Origin of the sequence: Micromonospora arborensis, assembly GCF_003205615.1 — a bacterium.
Classification (GTDB): domain Bacteria; phylum Actinomycetota; class Actinomycetes; order Mycobacteriales; family Micromonosporaceae; genus Micromonospora; species Micromonospora arborensis.
The window spans coordinates 77,260-90,189 of the sequence record NZ_PYBV01000013.1; the positions used below are offsets into that span (position 1 = coordinate 77,260).

Consider the following 12,930-nt stretch of genomic DNA (forward strand, 5'->3'; position numbering starts at 1 on the left):
GACACCAACCCACCCCCACCAACCCACCCCACAACCCCACCCCGCTCCCCCAACCCCACCCCATCCACCTACGTCGATCATGGAGTTAGCGGCGCGACACGCCGACAGCGGCGCCGCTAACTCCATGATCAACGGGCTGGAGGCGCCCGGGAGAGGGCAGGGAGGGAGGTGGGTCGGGGGTCAGGCTAGGCGGGACTCCAGGGCTTCCAGGGCCTCGGGGACCGAGGGTGCCACCGTCAGGAGGGCGCGGCCGGCAGGCTTGAGGAAGCGCTGGTCGGCCAACTGGTCCAGCCAGTCCAACAGGGGGCGGTAGAACCCGTCGGTGTCGATCAGCACCATCGGCTTCGAGTGCAGGGCGAGGGTCGCGGTGGTCCAGACCTCGAACAACTCGTCCAGAGTGCCCAGCCCGCCGGGCAGCGTGAGGAACGCGTCCGACTTGTCGATCATCAGAGTCTTGCGGCTGGCCATCGAGTCGGTCACCACCAGCTCGTCCGAGGCCAGGTCGGCGACCTCCAGATCGACCAGTGACTGTGGGATCACCCCCAGGGTGCGCCCACCGGCAGATCGGGCGCCGTCCACCAGCGCACCCATCATGCCGACGCAGCCACCACCGCTGACCAGCGTGTGCCCGCGCCGGGCCAGTTCCGCGCCGGTCTCGGCGGCCAGGTCCAACCAGCGCTGATCGAGGGTGCGGGAGGAGGCGCAGAAGACACAGATCGCCGCCATCAGTTGTCCCTCGGCTGGTCGGCTGCCTGAACGGCTGCGGCCTGCTGGTCAGCGCCGGTGCGAGCGACGGCCTCGTCGCGGACCGCCTCCTGCTCGACGGAGAGCGCGGCCTCGGCCTCGACGATGTACCGGACCGCGGCGTTGACGTCGTCGGTCAGGCAGATCAGCTCCAGGTCGACCGGCCCGACCTTGCCGTCGGCGGCCATCGTGTCGCGCATCCAGTCGAGCAGGCCCTGCCAGTAGGCGACCCCCATGAGCACCACCGGGAACCGGGTGACCTTGCCGGTCTGCACCAGGGTGAGCGCCTCGAACAGCTCATCCATGGTGCCGAACCCACCGGGCAGCACCACGAACGCCTGGGCGTACTTGACGAACATCGTCTTGCGGGCGAAGAAGTAACGGAAGTCGATGGCCAGGTCGACCCACTCGTTGATGCCCTGCTCGAACGGCAGCTCGATGCCGAGCCCGACGGAGAGCCCGCCCGCCTCGCTGGCGCCGCGGTTGGCGGCCTCCATCACTCCCGGCCCACCCCCGGTGATCACCGCGTAGCCGGCCCGGGCCAGCGCGCCACCCACCTGCTCGGCCAGCCGGCACTCCGCGCTGTCCGGTCCGCTGCGTGCGGAGCCGAACACGCTGACCGCCGGAGGCAGGTCGGCGAGGGTGTCGAAGCCTTCGACGAACTCGGAGAGGATGCGCAGCGCCCGCCAGGCGTCCCGGGTCTTCCAGTCGTCCCGCCCGCGTGAATCCAGCAACCGCTGGTCGGCGGTGCTGCTCGGAATCGCCCCTCTGCGCAGCGTGACCGCGCCCCGGTGCCGCTCCCGTCCCGGACCGCGACCGGCCTCCCGCCCGTTGCTCTGGCTCATGGAGCAACCGTAGTGGAGCGACACCTGCCAGGTGCGCGGGGCGCGGACGCCGAGAAATAGTTCGGGATCATGGGCAACTATTCGACTCCCCCATACGTCTTACTATTCACATACCGGGTATGCCCGGGCGCGTGCCTTCGGGGGAGGAGACAGCGTGATCAGCAACAACGAGATGATCCGGATCCGTCGCCAGATGCAGCGACGGATCCGAGACGTGGTGGCCGAACGCCGCCGCACCCGCCAACAAGACCCAGCCCCCTCCACCCCCACCCCCACCCCCACCGGAGCTGATCAAGAGGTTTGCGTCGCCGACAACGGGCCCGGCTGACGCAAACCTCTTGATCACCGGCGCGACCCGGGCGCGACCGGCGCGACCCGGGGCGGGGCGCGGGCGGGGCGCGGGCGGGGCGGGGGCAGTCAGGCTGGGGCTAGCCAGCGGTGCAGGGTTGCCGCGCCATCGCGGATCTTGCTGATCTCGACGTGCTCGTCCTTGTGGTGGGCGAGGTTGGGGTCGCCCGGGCCGAAGTTCAGCGCGGGGATACCCATCGCCGCGAACCGGGCCACGTCCGTCCAGCCCAGCTTGCCGATCGGCGCCGCGCCCACCGCAGCCAGGAACTCCCTCGCCGGAGCCGCATCGAGCCCGGGGGCCGCACCGGCCGCCGCGTCGGTCACCGTCACCTCGAAGCCAGCGAACACCTCCCGCAGGTGTTCCTCCGCGGCGGCCGGGTCACGATCCGGCGCGTACCGGTAGTTGACCTCGATCTCGCAATGATCGGGGATCACGTTGCCGGCGACGCCACCGACGATCCGCACCGCGTTCATGCCCTCGCGGAAGTCACACCCCTCGATCGTGACCCGCCGCGCCTCGTACGTCTGGAGGCGCCGCAGCACCTCGCCGGCCGCGTGGATGGCGTTCACACCGTGCCAGGAGCGCGCCGCGTGCGCCCGCTCACCCGTGGTCGTCACGACGGCCCGCATGGTGCCCTGGCAACCGGCCTCGACGATGCCGTACGTCGGCTCCAGCAGCACCGCGAAGTCCGCCTCCAGCCACTCCGGGTACGCCTGGCCGACCAGGGTCAGCCCGTTGTACCGCGACTCGATCTCTTCAGCCTCGTAGAAGAAGTACGTCACGTCGTAGCGCGGATCGGGCAGCGTCGCCGCCAGGTGCAGCGCGTAGGCGACGCCGGACTTCATGTCGGAGGTACCGCAGCCGTACATCAGGTCGCCGCGCATGGTCGACGGGAAGTTGTTGTTCAGCGGCACCGTGTCGAGGTGCCCGGCCAGCACGACGCGCTGCGACCGACCGAGGTCGGTGCGCGCCATCACGGTGTTGCCGTGCCGGTGGGTGGTGAGGTGCGGTACGCCCCGCAGCACCTCTTCGACGCAGTCGGCGATCACCTTCTCGTTGAGGGACACGGACTCTATGTCGACCAGAGCGCGCGTCAGCTGCACCGGATCGGCGAGGACCTCGGGGGTCAGCGGGTTCTCCATGGTTCGCACGGTACCTTCAGGTTTGTCAGCGCGAGGAGCGAGCCGAGGCCAACCCGGCTGCGACCGAGAGGTGTAACAGTGACGTCCGCAGATTCCGCCTGGGGCATCGGCCTGGCCACGGTCACCACAGACGAGCAGGTGCTCGACACCTGGTACCCGACGGGCAAGCTGGGCCTGGGCGAACTGCCGCTGGTCGCCGGTGAGGACGAGTCGGACGTGCTCGACCTGCCGCCGGCCGCGCTCGGGGACCGGTCACTGCCCGGTCTGCGTACCGTCCAGGTGGTCACCGTGATCGGCTCGCTGGACGACCCGATCAAGGACGCCCCCGACGCGTACCTCCGGTTGCACCTGCTCTCCCACCGCCTGGTCCGACCCAACCAGCTCAACCTCGACGGCATCTTCGGCAAGCTGGCCAACGTGGCCTGGACGTCCGCCGGGCCGTGCCCCCCGGAGCGGGTGGACGAGCTGCGGGTGATCGAGCGGGCGGCCGGCCGCCACCTGGCGGTGTACGGGGTGGACAAGTTCCCCCGGATGACCGACTACGTGGTCCCCGCCGGGGTGCGGATCGCCGACGCCGACCGGGTCCGCCTGGGAGCGCACCTGGCCGCCGGCACCACCGTGATGCACGAGGGCTTCGTGAACTTCAACGCCGGCACGGTCGGCACCTCGATGGTCGAGGGGCGGATCGTGCAGGGTGTGCTGGTCGGCGACGGTTCCGACATCGGCGGCGGGGCCTCCATCATGGGCACCCTCTCCGGCGGCGGCACCGACAGGATCAGCATCGGCGAGCGGAGCCTGGTCGGCGCGAACGCCGGCGTCGGGATCTCGCTCGGCGACGACTGTGTGGTCGAGGCCGGCTGCTACATCACCGCGGCGTCGAAGATCACGCTTCCCGACGGCCGGGTGGTCAAGGGCCGGGAACTCTCCGGCGTCGACGGCCTGCTGTTCTGGCGCAACTCGGTGACCGGCGCGCTGGAGGCCCGGCCGCGCACCGGCCGGGGCATCGAGCTCAACGCCGCCCTGCACGCCAACGACTGACGGACCCGCCGGGTCCGCGGCGCTCGGCCGCGGACCCGACAGGGGTACGCCTCAGCGCAACCGGTACGCCTGGATGATCTTTGCGGTCACCGTGTTGCCGGCGGCGTCGCGGGCGGTGGCACGCAGCGACACGTGGCCGGTGCCGGCCGGATGGCGCAACAGGGCTGACCAGCCGTCGGCGGAGGTGCGGACCAGCCTCGCCTTGCCCCAGGTCTTCCCGCTGTCGTACGACACGTCGACGGCGAGCTTCTCCACCCGGGCGGCCCGCGCACCGGGCTGCGGGTGCACCCGCACCGGGACGACGAAGTCCTGACCGGCCGGCGCGCTGTTGTCGACCCGCAACGGCGGCGCGAAGCCCACCGCCGACAGGGGCAGTCGGGCCGGCGTGTCACCGGCGACGTGCCCCGACCGGAAGGTCCAGCTGGATTCCACCTCGGTGCTCAGGTCGGTGAAGCTCCGCTTCGACGACGTGACGAGCTGGTAGTCCGCCCTACCCGGCGGCACGGTGAACTCTCCGTAGCCGGCGTACTCACTCTCGCCGACCAGCTTGCCGTCGCGCCAGAGCTTGGTGTGCTCGCTGTCGCTCAGCGAACCGCCCGGGTGCCCGGCCGCGTCGCTGAACATCGGCACGTCGACCAGGATGGTGTCGCCGGTGCGGGTGACGCTCTGGTGCGGCCAGCGCGGGGTCGGGAAGGACGGTGCGTACGGCGCCTGGTTCCAGTTCTCCTGCACCGTCCGCCCGGCCCGGTACGCGGTGGGGGTGGAGAAGAGCGCCGCCTGCGCGTTCAACCAGCCGTCCTCGTCCCGCGTTCCGAAGTAGATGTCGGATTCCCACTTCACACCCTTGGTGTTGTAGTACTCGACCCGTTGGCCGGGCACGGCGGTGGGCAGGATCAGGGCGGAGCCGCCGACGTTGTACTCCAGCACGGGGTACACGGTCCGCTCGGCCTCCACGCCCGGGTCGCCACCGCGGAACCGGTGCACGACGGTGGCCAGGTCCCGTCGGGTGTAGTCGCGGACGAACCCGGTGGGCACCCGGCCAGGGATCGCTTCGGCCAGCGCGTACAGGTACGGGCTGTTGGCCGTGTCCGGCTTGATCCACTGGCTGCTGACGGTGGCGACGAACCGGTCGGCGGAGACCGGCTTGCCGAGTTGACCACTGGTCAGGCCGGTGAACGTTTCCGCCCAGATCCCGATGCCGTACCCGCTGCCGTCCTCGGCCGTGAAGTTGCCGCTGACGTCGATCAGTACCGGGGCGGCGGTCCGGTCCGGAACGGTCACCCGTACCGGCTTGGTCCGGCGGGCGTCCACGACGATCCGGGTGTCCTGGTCGATGGTCACCTCAGGTTGCGCCAACAGGGACATCCCGCCCTGCTCATCCTCCGGTGCGGGCTCGAAGACGACGCCATTCAGGCCGTAGCGCCCCTTGGGCAACCGCACGGTGGCCACCCCGTCCGAGCTGACGAGATCCCAGTGGGCGAAGGTGTCCATCCCGACCAGGGTGGTCCAGTGGTCCGCGGTGCGCTCGCCTGCGCGATCCAGGTGCTCCACGGTCAGCGTGTAGCTCTCCACCTCCCGGTCCACGGCCAGCGGGGTGACCGCGACCGCCGCCCCGGAGCGGGCCACGATCCGTCCGGTCCAGTAACCGTCGGCGTTGCCGAGGCGGGTGTCCGCGGTGACCGTGGTGCCGGCGGTGCCAGCGGCCGGCACGGTGACCTGGCCAGCCGCGAGGGTGAACATGCCGGCGGGGGCCTGCTGCCCATCGGGTCCGGTCACTTCGAGGGTGAGATCCAGGGTGATCGGGTCCGGGCCGTCGTTCCGCCAGCCGACCTCGCGGGCGACCGGGGTGTCGTCGTTGTGCGGCCAGGCCGGTTGCCCGAAGGAGATGCTGACCGGGGCGCTGACGACCCGCTGGGTGATTGCCCTGGCCACGTCGACCCGGCCGGCACCCTGCTGGAACGCGGTCTGCTCCGGGTGCGGCTTCGCCGAGGCCATCAGGGTGGCCTTGAGCTGTGCCCCCGCCCAGCCGGAGTGCTGCTGGGCGAGCAGCGCCACCGCGCCGGTGACGTGCGGCGCGGCCATCGAGGTGCCGGAGACCGAGACGTACGCGTCTCCCACCGGCGCGCCGAGTTCGGTGCCGTCGCCGCGGGCGGCGACGATGTCCACCCCGGGAGCGGTGATGTCCGGCTTCAGCCCGCCGTCGCCCACGCGGGGGCCGCGGCTGGAAAATTCGGCCAACGCGTCGTCGCGGTCCACCGCGCCCACCGCCAACGCGGAGTCCGCGGTGCCCGGCGAGCCGACCGAGCCGTCCGAGCCGTCGTTGCCGGAGGAGATCACGAAGAGCGCGCCGGTCTGCGCGGTCAGCGACTCGACCGCCGCCTCCAGCGGGTCGACGTCGGGCGTGTCGGACCCGGTCAGGCTCATGTTGATCACGTCGGCGTGCTGGTCGACGGCAGCCCACTGCATGCCGGCCAGGATCGCCGAGTCCGAACAGCCCTGGTTCTCGCAGACCTTGCCGGAGAGCAGCGTGGCGTCCGGGGCGACACCTCGGTACTTGCCGCCTGAGGCTGCGCCGCTGCCCGCGATGATCGAGGCGACGTGGGTGCCGTGGCCGACCGTGTCACCGGCCTCGGTGACCTCGGTGAAATTCCGCGATTCCGCGACCCGGCCGGTCAGGTCGGGGTGGTTGGCGTCCACGCCGGTGTCCAGCACCGCGACGCGGACGCCCTGGCCGGTGAATCCGGCCTGGTGCGCGGCCGGCGCGCCGATCTGCGGCACGCTGTGGTCCAGGGTGACCCGTCGGCGGCCGTCGAGCCAGATCCGGTCGGCAACCCCCGCCGTGCCGACCCGGGCACCGTCGCTGGTGCCGGTGAGCGTCGCCCAGATCGCCGTGGCCCGCCCCTTGTCCGCCGTCGCGGCGACACCGTCGATCGCGGGCAACTGCGCGGTGACGGTCAGCCCGGCGGGTGCTGCGGCGGCGCGCTGCCGCGCGCCCACACCGCCGGTGAGCAGCAGCGGCAGGCGGTCGCGGTGGGCGTCGTCGTAACCGGCGGCGATCAGCCCGGTCACGTCGAACAGTCGCCGGTCGACCCGACCGGAGCGGATCAGCGGCAGGGCGTCCTGCGGCAGCACGGTGAGTTGGCCGCGGTCGCGGGTGGTGAGGAAGCGCAGATGAGTACGACCGGGGGCCGGCTGGACGGCGGCGGAACCGGAAGCGGTGACGGAGATCCGGTCGCCGGTGAGCAGGGTGACCGTCTTCGTGGTGGCGGCGCCGATCGCGGTACGCGGGACGGCGTCGGGGGCGGTGTCGGTGGGTGGGCGGGCCACGGCCGTCGCCGGAATGCCCAGGACGAGAGCTGCCACGGCGGTGACTGCGATGGTCATTCTGCTGCGTCGATGCAACGGATCCTCCTCGTTGGAGCGTTGATTCCCATGAGAGGTACATTGACCGCCGTCAGTATTGCATACCCGGTATGCAAATAAGGGGTCGAAAATATGACGAACCTGCCAACCAATAACAGTTTCGGCGGGCATCATCGACCGGGTGACCTCCATGAAGGACCGGATGCTCGCCGGCGAGCCCTACCTCGCTGACGATCCAGAGATCATCGCCGACCTGGACCGGGCCGCTCGGCTGATGGAACGCTTCAACACCAGCCCCGCCGCGGACCCCCAGGCCCGCCTCGCGGCACTCCGCGACCTCCTCGGCGAGCTGGGCGAGGGCACCTGGATCCGCCCACCGTTCTACTGCGACTACGGCTGGCAGACCCGCATCGGGCCACGCAGCTTCGTCAACTACCACGCGGTCTTCCTCGACGTCGCACCGATCACCATCGGCGCCGACGTCCAGATCGGACCCAACGTGCAGCTACTCACGCCGACCCACCCGGTGGAGCCCGGCCCACGCCGCGACAAGTGGGAGGCCGCAAAGCCGATCACCATCGGCGACAACGCCTGGCTCGGCGGCGGAGCCATCGTGCTGGCCGGCGTGTCGATCGGCGCGAACACCGTCGTCGGCGCGGGCGCGGTGGTGACCCGGGACCTACCCGCCAACGTGGTCGCCGTCGGCAACCCCGCCCGGCCGGTCCGCGAACTGGACTGACCACGCGCCGACCTCGGCGCACTGGATTGACCACGCCGACCTCGACGGGCCGATCAGGCCGCCGGCGGCTCGGGCAGGCGGACCACCAGGTCGGCCCGATCGGCGGTGGGGCTGATCAGGGCCGCGTTGGCCTCGTCACTGCCCAGCGCCCACTCGCGCGCCTGCTCCGGCGAGCGCCCGTAGGCCACATGTCGGGCGGTCAGCCGACGCTGGCGCAGCTCGGCGTCCAGATCGAGGAACCACGCCTCGTGCAGCAGCGTCCGCACCTCCTGCCACGGGAAATCCGGCAGCAGCAGGTAGTTGCCCTCAGTCACCACCAACCGGACCGACGGAGGCACCTCGATCGAGCCGGCCACCGGCTCCTCCAACTCCCGGCGGAACTCCGGCGCGTACACCGAGGTGGGCTCCAGCCGGCGCAACCGGCGCAGCAACGAGACGTACCCATTGGCGTCGAAGGTGTCCCTCGCGCCCTTGCGGTCCGCGCGGCCCAACCGGACCAGCTGGGACTGCGCCAGGTGGAAGCCGTCCATCGGCACCAGCCGGGCCGTCGCCCCGAGGGCGGCCACGACCTGCTCGGCCAGCGTGGACTTCCCGGCGCCCGGCGCACCGGCGATGCCCAACAGTTGTCGAGGGCCCGCCTCGGTCAACGCCAACGCCCGTTGCACCAGTTCGTCGACGGACAGCACCTGAGCCGGTGGCATCAGTCGAGGACCGGCGCGCTGATCGTGAACCTCGCCTGCACCGCCGCCTGCACGGTCTGCGGTTGTGGGTCCAGCTCAAGCTCCGGCGGGCCACCACCCGCGCCACCGCCGGGGGCGAACGCCGCACGGGCGAACATCGGCCGGTCAGCCGGGCCGGCATCGGCCAGCTCAAGCAACGAGGTGACCTGGGCACCGAGCGCCTCAGCGTACTCCCGGGCCCGCACCAACGCGTCGCCGATCGCGGCCTGTCGGGCCTCGCGGTGCGCGGGGCTGTCCGGGCGAAGCTCCCACCAGGGCCCGGCCACCTCGACCTGGTCCTGGTCGGCCAACCGGAGCATCAGCTCGCCGAGAGCGGTGAAGTCGGTGACGGTGACCGTGGTGGTCACGCTGCCGTGCCAGGCGACCACCCGCTCGCCCGAGCGCCGGGTCTCCGGTCGCACCCGCAGGTCGCCGGTCTCCCGCCGCGCCACCGCCGGACCGGAGCCGTCCAGCAGCACCCGGATGGCGGCGGCCCGCTCGGCCAGCCGGGTCAGGGTGGCCTCCCGGTCCCGATCCCGCGCTGTCGCGGTGACCGCGAAACGGGCCAGCTCGGGCGGCACCTCCCGGTACGCCTCGCCGCGCACCTGCACCACCGGACCGTCCACCGCCATACCCCTCAGCCTAGTCAGCCACCGGGATCCGCGCGCTGTAGGAAACGGCGTCCGGGCCGATCCGACAACCGGTCAGGTGCCCGCCCGCAGCGCCCAGACCGCGCAGCCAGGCCACCTCGGCGTCATGGTCACCCCCGGCCGGGAACTCCCGGTCCTGACCGGCGAACCGCCGGTCCAGCAGCGCCAACCGGGCCGTCCGGGCTTCGGCGTACCGCGCGATGAGCGCGGGTGCGTCGTCGGCCCGCAGCTCCGCGGCCAGCCCGTCCAGGAACGCACGGACCTCGTCCAGCTCGTGCAGCACGCGGTCGCGGTTGCCGAGGAGCATGTTCGCGGTCCGCTCCGCTGGAGTGCCGGCGACCCGCGTGCCGTCGGAGAAGCTGCCCGCGGCCAACGCCAGCACCGCGTCGCGCAGCGGCGCCCGCTGCGTCGCCCCGGCCAACGCGCCGGCCAGCAGGTGCGGCACGTGCGAGGCGAGCGCGGCCGCCGAGTCGTGCGCCGACGCGGACATCGGCACGACCCGCGCACCGAACAACTCCACCAGCAGCCCGGCCAGCCAGCGGAAGGCGTCCGTCGCGGCGCGCGGCGCCGGGCAGAGCACCCAGGCGGCACCGGCCAGCAGGGTCGGCGAGGCAGCAGTCAGGCCGGCCGACTCCGCGCCGGCCATCGGATGCCCCGGCACGAACCGGTCGATGAGCCCGAGCCGATCCGCCGCCTCGGCGACCTCGACCTTGGTGCTGCCGACATCGGTGAGCACGCAGCCGGGCGCGGTCAGCTCGGCCACCCGGGCCAGGGTGCCCGGGAGGGTGGGCAGCGGGCCGCAGAGGAAGACCACGTCCCGGTCGGCCACGGTCTGCTCGATCGTGGCCGGGGCGACCACCCCCCGACCCTGGGCTCGATCACGAGTCGCCGGGTCCGGATCCCATCCCGCCACGTCCAGGCCCGCATCGGCCAGGCGCAGCAGAACGGATCCGCCGATCAGGCCGGTGCCGATCACGGCCGCCCGTACCCGCGTACCGGGCCTGTCCACCATCCGCACGCCTCGACCTTCCTGCTGGGTGCGGGACCGACACGGCCCCGACCAGGTCCGGGGCAGAGGATATCGCCGGCCCGAGCCGAGGACCCGGGTGACGGACGCTGTTGAAGGTATTCCGCCGGATCACCGACTGACGCCGTCCGGGCGGTCGGCTCGCAAGGGTCGACCGCCCGGACCGCGAACGATCAGGCGTCGGCGAGGCGGCCGGCGACCGCTGCGACGTGCTCGTCGGTCTCGGTCAGCGCAACCCGGACGTGCCGGTTGGCGCTGGGGCCGTAGAAGACGCCGGCCGCGACCAGGATGCCGCGTCGGGCCAGCCAGTCGACGGTCTGCCAGCAGTCCTCATCGCGCGTCAGCCAGAGGTAGAGACCGGCCTCCGAGTGCTCGACCGTGAAGCCGGCGCCGGTGAAGGCGGCCGTCAACACCTCGCGCCGGGCCCGGTAGCGCTCCCGCTGCTCGTCGGCGTGTCGCTCGTCCTGCAGTGCCGCCACCATCGCCGCCTGCACCGGCGCCGGCACGATCATGCCGGCATGCTTGCGGACCTTCAGCAACTCGGCGACGAGCGCCGGGTCACCGGCCACGAACCCGGCCCGGTATCCGGCGAGGTTGGAACGCTTGGACAGCGAGTGCAGGGCCAGCACACCGTCGTAGCTGCCACCGCTGACCTGCGGAGACAGCACCGAAACCGGCTCGGCCGACCAGCCGAGGGGCAGGTAGCACTCGTCGCTGGCGACCACGGCGCCGCGTTCCCGGGCCCAGTCGACCACCTTCCGCAGGTGCGCTGCGGGCAGCACCCGGCCGGTGGGGTTGCCAGGCGAGTTGACCCAGACCAGGCGCACCCGCGACGTCGGCCCGACCGAGGTGAGCGAGTCGGTGCGGACAACCGTCGCACCCGCCAGCCGGGCCCCGTCCTCGTAGGTCGGGTACGCGACCGACGGCACCACCACCACGTCACCCGGGCCGATGCCGAGCAGGGTGGGCAGCCAGGCGACCAACTCCTTCGAGCCGATGGTCGGCAGCACACCGAGACCGTCGACCCCAGCACCACACGCCCGAGACACCCACGCCGCGATCGCGGCCCGCAACGCCGGGGTGCCGGCGGTCAGCGGATAACCGGGAGCGTCGGACGCGTCAGCGAGCGCCTGGCGGATCACCTCGGGCACCGGGTCGACCGGCGTACCCATGGAGAGGTTGATCAGGCCCTCCGGGTGCGCCGCGGCCAGGGTGGCCGCGGCGTCCAGAGTGTCCCAGGTGAACTCGGGCAGTCGCGACGAGACCGGCGCGGACCGGTTCAGTGGCCCTCGCCGCGCGGCGGCTGCGCGGCGACGAAGGTGGCGTCCTTCTCCACCTTGCCGACCTTCGAGGCACCACCGGGCGAGCCCAGCTCCTCGAAGAACTCGTAGTTGGCGCCGGTGTAGTCCTTCCACTGCTCCGGGACGTCGTCCTCGTAGAAGATCGCCTCCACCGGGCAGACGGGCTCGCAGGCACCACAGTCGACGCACTCGTCGGGGTGGATGTAGAGCATCCGATTGCCCTCGTAAATGCAGTCGACCGGGCACTCCTCGATGCATGCCTTGTCGAGCACATCCACGCACGGCTCGGCGATGATGTAGGTCACCGGTCTTCTCCTCCGCAAGACGCGCCGCGATCTCCCGCGACAGTTAGAGCCTAGTATCTCGCCGGGGAGGGGGTCGATCGTGCTCCGACAGCAGGATGTGGGACACCGGATCGTAGTCCGCCGGATTGTGGGGATTCGCGAAGGGCGCCCGCTCTTTTCCGATGCCCTCGGCGAGCTGGTCGAGCTGAGCGAGACTCATCTCACGCTCTCCACGGCACACGGCGAGCTACGCGTCCCGGTAGCGCAGGTCCACCGCGCCAAGCGGGTGCCGCCGACCCGTCGGCCGACCGCCGCAGCGGTCGTGGCGCTCGAACGGGCCGCCGACGAGGCCTGGCCGGCACCGACGCGGGACCGGCTCGGTGACTGGCTGCTCCGCGCGGCTGACGGCTGGACCGGACGGGCCAACTCCGCGCTGCCGGTCGGCGACCCGGACCGACCGCTACCCGCCGCCGTGGACGCGGTCGAGCGCTGGTACGCCAAGCAGGGCCAACCACCGATGATCAACACGCCGCTGCCACTCGCCGCCCCGGTCGGCGCCGAGTTGGACGCCCGCGGCTGGGGCGCCCGCCCGCCGGTACTGGTGCAGACCGCTCCGCTCCCCCTGCTGACGTCGGCGCCCGTCGGAACCCTGCCCACCCGCCCAGCGGGAGCCGGCGCAGTGGGGGTCGGCGCGGCGGGAGCCAGCGCGGCGGGAGCCGGCGCAGTGGG

13 protein-coding genes are annotated in these 12,930 nt (G+C 72.0%); 4 read left to right on the forward strand and 9 right to left on the reverse strand.

Annotated elements, in window-relative coordinates; all coding sequences use genetic code 11:
- Positions 1-180 precede the first annotated feature (180 nt).
- Positions 181-726, reverse strand: coding sequence for an LOG family protein (locus C7C45_RS10905; protein ID WP_110563508.1), 546 nt, complete (start codon positions 724-726; stop codon positions 181-183).
- On the reverse strand, positions 726-1,589 hold the full coding sequence (locus C7C45_RS10910; RefSeq protein ID WP_110563509.1) for an LOG family protein: 864 nt from the start codon (positions 1,587-1,589) through the stop codon (positions 726-728). Before C7C45_RS10910 ends, C7C45_RS10905 begins: the two co-directional genes overlap by 1 nt.
- A gap of 154 nt (positions 1,590-1,743) precedes the next feature.
- Between C7C45_RS10910 and C7C45_RS34005 the strand changes: the two genes are divergently transcribed.
- On the forward strand, positions 1,744-1,917 hold the full coding sequence (locus C7C45_RS34005; protein WP_167454696.1) for a hypothetical protein: 174 nt from the start codon (positions 1,744-1,746) through the stop codon (positions 1,915-1,917).
- A gap of 89 nt (positions 1,918-2,006) precedes the next feature.
- On the opposite strand, the gene dapE is transcribed toward C7C45_RS34005, so the two are convergent.
- Entirely contained in the window at positions 2,007-3,080 is a 1,074-nt protein-coding gene (gene dapE / locus C7C45_RS10915; protein ID WP_110563510.1) for a succinyl-diaminopimelate desuccinylase, read from the reverse strand.
- 78 nt (positions 3,081-3,158) lie between these two features.
- Between dapE and dapD the strand changes: the two genes are divergently transcribed.
- On the forward strand, positions 3,159-4,118 hold the full coding sequence (dapD, locus tag C7C45_RS10920) for a 2,3,4,5-tetrahydropyridine-2,6-dicarboxylate N-succinyltransferase (RefSeq protein ID WP_110563511.1): 960 nt from the start codon (positions 3,159-3,161) through the stop codon (positions 4,116-4,118).
- 51 nt (positions 4,119-4,169) lie between these two features.
- Here the strand turns inward: dapD and C7C45_RS10925 are convergent, their stop codons facing one another.
- Positions 4,170-7,502, reverse strand: coding sequence for a S8 family serine peptidase (locus C7C45_RS10925; protein WP_110563512.1), 3,333 nt, complete (start codon positions 7,500-7,502; stop codon positions 4,170-4,172).
- A 160-nt stretch (positions 7,503-7,662) separates the two neighbouring features.
- Between C7C45_RS10925 and C7C45_RS10930 the strand changes: the two genes are divergently transcribed.
- On the forward strand, positions 7,663-8,220 hold the full coding sequence (locus tag C7C45_RS10930) for a sugar O-acetyltransferase (protein WP_110563513.1): 558 nt from the start codon (positions 7,663-7,665) through the stop codon (positions 8,218-8,220).
- A 53-nt stretch (positions 8,221-8,273) separates the two neighbouring features.
- On the opposite strand, the gene C7C45_RS10935 is transcribed toward C7C45_RS10930, so the two are convergent.
- From C7C45_RS10935 to fdxA, 5 genes are all read right to left on the reverse strand, one after another.
- Positions 8,274-8,921: a nucleoside/nucleotide kinase family protein gene (locus C7C45_RS10935; protein WP_110563514.1), complete on the reverse strand. Its 648-nt coding sequence runs from the start codon at positions 8,919-8,921 to the stop codon at positions 8,274-8,276.
- On the reverse strand, positions 8,921-9,571 hold the full coding sequence (locus tag C7C45_RS10940; RefSeq protein ID WP_110563515.1) for an SIMPL domain-containing protein: 651 nt from the start codon (positions 9,569-9,571) through the stop codon (positions 8,921-8,923). The genes C7C45_RS10935 and C7C45_RS10940 overlap by 1 nt, the downstream gene beginning before the upstream one ends.
- 10 nt (positions 9,572-9,581) lie before the next feature.
- Positions 9,582-10,601 (reverse strand): prephenate dehydrogenase, encoded by a 1,020-nt coding sequence (locus C7C45_RS10945; protein WP_110563516.1) that lies wholly within the window; start codon positions 10,599-10,601, stop codon positions 9,582-9,584.
- A gap of 188 nt (positions 10,602-10,789) precedes the next feature.
- On the reverse strand, positions 10,790-11,899 hold the full coding sequence (dapC, locus tag C7C45_RS10950; RefSeq protein WP_280101371.1) for a succinyldiaminopimelate transaminase: 1,110 nt from the start codon (positions 11,897-11,899) through the stop codon (positions 10,790-10,792).
- Positions 11,896-12,222 carry a ferredoxin gene (gene fdxA, locus C7C45_RS34925; protein WP_110563518.1) on the reverse strand — a complete coding sequence of 109 codons (327 nt, stop codon included), beginning with the start codon at positions 12,220-12,222 and terminating at the stop codon, positions 11,896-11,898. Before fdxA ends, dapC begins: the two co-directional genes overlap by 4 nt.
- 79 nt (positions 12,223-12,301) lie before the next feature.
- Here fdxA and C7C45_RS10960 point away from each other — a divergent pair.
- Positions 12,302-12,930: GNAT family N-acetyltransferase, cg3035/Rv0428c family (locus C7C45_RS10960; protein ID WP_425271128.1), on the forward strand; the 629-nt coding region annotated here is incomplete at its 3' end.

Bases quoted from the DNA above. Each gene is read 5' to 3' on its own strand.
- C7C45_RS10905 (WP_110563508.1), bottom strand. From the start codon at position 726: ATGGCGGCGATCTGTGTCTTCTGCGCCTCCTCCCGCACCCTCGATCAG.
- C7C45_RS10910 (WP_110563509.1), bottom strand. From the start codon at position 1,589: ATGAGCCAGAGCAACGGGCGGGAGGCCGGTCGCGGTCCGGGACGGGAG.
- dapE (WP_110563510.1), bottom strand. From the start codon at position 3,080: ATGGAGAACCCGCTGACCCCCGAGGTCCTCGCCGATCCGGTGCAGCTG.
- C7C45_RS10925 (WP_110563512.1), bottom strand. From the start codon at position 7,502: ATGACCATCGCAGTCACCGCCGTGGCAGCTCTCGTCCTGGGCATTCCG.
- C7C45_RS10935 (WP_110563514.1), bottom strand. From the start codon at position 8,921: ATGCCACCGGCTCAGGTGCTGTCCGTCGACGAACTGGTGCAACGGGCG.
- C7C45_RS10940 (WP_110563515.1), bottom strand. From the start codon at position 9,571: ATGGCGGTGGACGGTCCGGTGGTGCAGGTGCGCGGCGAGGCGTACCGG.
- C7C45_RS10945 (WP_110563516.1), bottom strand. From the start codon at position 10,601: ATGGTGGACAGGCCCGGTACGCGGGTACGGGCGGCCGTGATCGGCACC.